Here is a 3,294-nt window from a genome sequence, read left to right on the forward strand (position 1 = left end):
AAATACAGGTTTTTAGATTAGAATATGATAATGAAATCATTACAGATATTATCCCCAATTATTCAGGTTTCAGCGATGATGCAATTGAGAAGTTAAATTCATTGATAAACTGCGATCATTAATACTCTCTTAAACTAAAGCCAAGGTTCGTGTCTCACGAACCTTAATTAAAAATATCTGATTGGTTTGTGAAGACACAAACCAAAGGCAGAGTTTGTTTTGCAAGGAAACAAACTGTACGTTTTATTTCAAAATTCACTAGTTTAAGGTCTGATTGAAAACATTCTGAACTATGAAATCTCTTAAGCTTACCTGCATTATATTATTGGGCATTGTGAGCCTTGCCACAGCCCAAACCAAACCAGCTTACCAACTCTTTGATAATACTGGAAAGGCCGCTGATTATGACAAAATGATAAGTGATCTTGCTAATAGCGATATGGTGTTCTTTGGTGAATACCACAACAACCCCATCTCCCACTGGCTGCAGCTGGAAATGAGCAAAAGCTTCTATGACATAAAAGGAGATAAGCTATTCTTCGGAGCGGAGATGTTTGAAAATGGCAATCAACTAGTACTTGATGAATACCTCAAAGGATTTTATACTGAAGACAAAATGCTACCCGAGATCACTCAGCTTTGGAGCAATTACAAAACAGATTACAAACCTTTGGTGGAGTTTGCTAAGGAAAAAGGCTTAAGATTTATTGCCACCAACATACCGAGAAGATATGCCTCCATGATCAACAAAAAAGGCATTGAGGTTTTAAAAGAATTGAGCCCTGAGGCTCTGGCTATGATTGGCCCAGATTTAGAAAAGCACTTTGACCCTACTGTAAAAGCTTATGCTGAAATGGCAGACATGATGGGCGGCCATATTCCACCTAATATGCTGAACATACAAACGGCACAGGCAGCTAAAGATGCTACCATGGCTCATTTTTCTTTGAAGAACTTTAACAAAGGTGATTTCCTTTTTCATTTTGAAGGTTCTTATCACTCTAACTATAATCAAGGTATCATTTGGTGGATCAATAAAATTCAGCCGGGACTGAATATCAAATCCATTACCACTGTTTTACAATCAGAATGGGACGCTATGAGCGATGAAGAAAAGGCAACGATTGCTAATTATACTATTGTGGTGGCAGACAATATGACTCAAACCAAATAGGTTTTGGAAAGCGATTTAGATCACTTTTACCTCAGCCAGCCAGAGCCCAACAAGAGCTGCCTATTAGCTCTTAGAAGTATTATCCTTCGGCAGGATGAGCATATTACTGAAACCAAAAAGTATGGTATGCCTTGCTTTTGTTATAAGAAAAAGATGTTCGCGTACCTATGGATAGATAAGAAAACTACCGAACCATACATTTTACTTGTAGAAGGAAAGCTGCTCGACCACCCTGATTTAGAAGCTGGCAACAGAGCACGAATGAAGATATTTAGAGTAAAACCTAATGAGGATCTGCCTTTAGATACCATCACTGACATTCTTAACATGGCTCTGGACTTAATAAGAAAAAGTAAATAGATTTTCTCTTATATTGGCCCTTTAGAATTTTATTATGATCATAGTCTTATTAGCCTTTATTGTTGGTTTCCTTTACTTATTATGGATTAGAAAGAAAGACCAATTTGAAAAAGAACCTTTTGGGAGATTACTAATTGCCTTTTTAGTGGGTGGCACATTGTCAGTAGTATTTAGTTTAACCATATATAGCTACATTCCTGCTGAGCACACTTTTATTGATTCTATTTTAAAAATTGGGCCCATAGAAGAAATCAGTAAGCTACTGGCGCTTGCAGCCTGTTACAAATTCTTCGAAAAGGATTTTAATGAACCAGCAGACGGCCTGGTGTACATGTCGGCAGTGGCTCTGGGTTTTTCAACCATAGAAAATATCTTCTATTCCTTTAGCAGCAATTACCCCTACACTCTACTAGCCCTTCGATCGGTTATTTGTGTTTTAGGTCATATGTCCTTCTCAGGGTATATGGGCATTGCATATTACATTCATAAAAAATCCAGCAGCAACTGGAGAGGGCTATTGGTTTCTTTTATTGTTGCATCAGTGGCGCATGGTCTTTATGATGGTTTTATTTTTGAGACAAATTCAAATCTGCTGATTTACGGCTTTTGGCTAATTTCAGTGATATTCTTCATTGCCTTTTTCAATATGACCTTAAGCCTCTCTCCTTTTAAAAAAAGGTTTCACCAGGATGAGTTCAAAGACACTAATAAAGTAGTTTCATTTCAGTGTATTAATTGTGAAGCAGATATTAAATCTAACAGGTTAACCTTCCAAAAAGTAGAGTTTTCTATTTGTGAAAGCTGCGATCAGGTATTAGTCAGTCGCGACCATGTATTCAAACTATTTACTTACTACCGCCCAGGGTTTCGAAAAAGAAAGTTTGTGAATTCACTACCTGAAGGAGACCAGAAAGCATTGTTAGATGACAATGGCAACATCCATTACCACAGTCAACATCAACTGCTCAGTGCCAGGCACGATCACTTAGAGATTTGGCTCAACAACTTTGGTAAAAAAGGAGTGCTAGAACGTATTGAAACTAAAATATCAGGTAAGATCTTTAAATGGATTGGGGCGGATAAGTTGTTAAACCTATCAGAATGACATCATAACCTGATTTACTCATGATGCTGAATGTCATACAGGTGTAAAGCCATTATAAAATTTACAATCAGGCCTTTTTAAACAATACCTCTAAATAATGCTTATAGTGCTTTATTTGATTGGCAATTAAGTCTTTATCTTCCAAAGCCTGAGACACCACGAAGGATCCTTCGAAGACAATAAAAAGGTGATCCGCTAATGACTGCAAATCAACACCTGGCTTTATCCCTAAATCTTCTACAGTATCCTCTAGTAACTTCATCATGGTATTACGCCAGATTAAAATAGTGCCAGATACAACTTCCTTTATTTCCTCATCAAACTGATTGGGCTCAGAAGTATAAGAAATATAGAGGCACCCGGGATAGGCTTCTGTCAGCCCAGACATCATATCGATGAAATATTGAATAAAAGCCAATAGTTTGTCTAAAGGCTTATCATATTTCTCATTCACCATCTCTAATGATTTGCGCATATATCCCAAATCCTCATTGGCAAAATCTTCAATTAACGCTTTAGCGAGAATATTTTTTGTTTTGAAATGATAAAAAAAAGCTCCTTTTGTTATCCCTGTCCTATCAAGGATCTGATCTATACTAGTACCTGAAAAACCATTTTTCAGTACTAATGAACGAGCTTCCGCTATAATCTTGTC

General features: G+C 36.9%; 4 protein-coding genes. 3 read left to right on the forward strand and 1 reads right to left on the reverse strand.

The features are described from left to right. Positions 1–292: 292 nt before the first annotated feature. Genes E1140_RS01040 through E1140_RS01050 form a run of 3 tightly spaced genes read left to right on the forward strand, consistent with a single transcriptional unit; the run spans position 293 to position 2,639 of the window. Positions 293–1,174, forward strand: a complete 882-nt coding sequence (locus tag E1140_RS01040; RefSeq protein ID WP_155178122.1) for a ChaN family lipoprotein — start codon at positions 293–295, stop codon at positions 1,172–1,174. A gap of 3 nt (positions 1,175–1,177) precedes the next feature. Beyond that, positions 1,178–1,534 carry a DUF1801 domain-containing protein gene (locus tag E1140_RS01045; RefSeq protein WP_155178124.1) on the forward strand — a complete coding sequence of 119 codons (357 nt, stop codon included), beginning with the start codon at positions 1,178–1,180 and terminating at the stop codon, positions 1,532–1,534. Positions 1,535–1,568: 34 nt separating this feature from the next. Further along, positions 1,569–2,639 (forward strand): PrsW family intramembrane metalloprotease, encoded by a 1,071-nt coding sequence (locus E1140_RS01050; protein WP_155178126.1) that lies wholly within the window; start codon positions 1,569–1,571, stop codon positions 2,637–2,639. A 67-nt stretch (positions 2,640–2,706) separates the two neighbouring features. On the opposite strand, the gene E1140_RS01055 is transcribed toward E1140_RS01050, so the two are convergent. Next, the coding region (locus E1140_RS01055; protein WP_155178128.1) for a TetR/AcrR family transcriptional regulator at positions 2,707–3,294 on the reverse strand (588 nt) is incomplete at its 5' end.

It is taken from the genome of Fulvivirga lutimaris (assembly GCF_009711525.1).
Lineage (GTDB): Bacteria > Bacteroidota > Bacteroidia > Cytophagales > Cyclobacteriaceae > Fulvivirga > Fulvivirga lutimaris.

Coding starts and splice junctions, on each gene's coding strand:
- E1140_RS01040 (WP_155178122.1), top strand. CDS start 293: ATGAAATCTCTTAAGCTTACCTGCATTATATTATTGGGCATTGTGAGC.
- E1140_RS01050 (WP_155178126.1), top strand. CDS start 1,569: ATGATCATAGTCTTATTAGCCTTTATTGTTGGTTTCCTTTACTTATTA.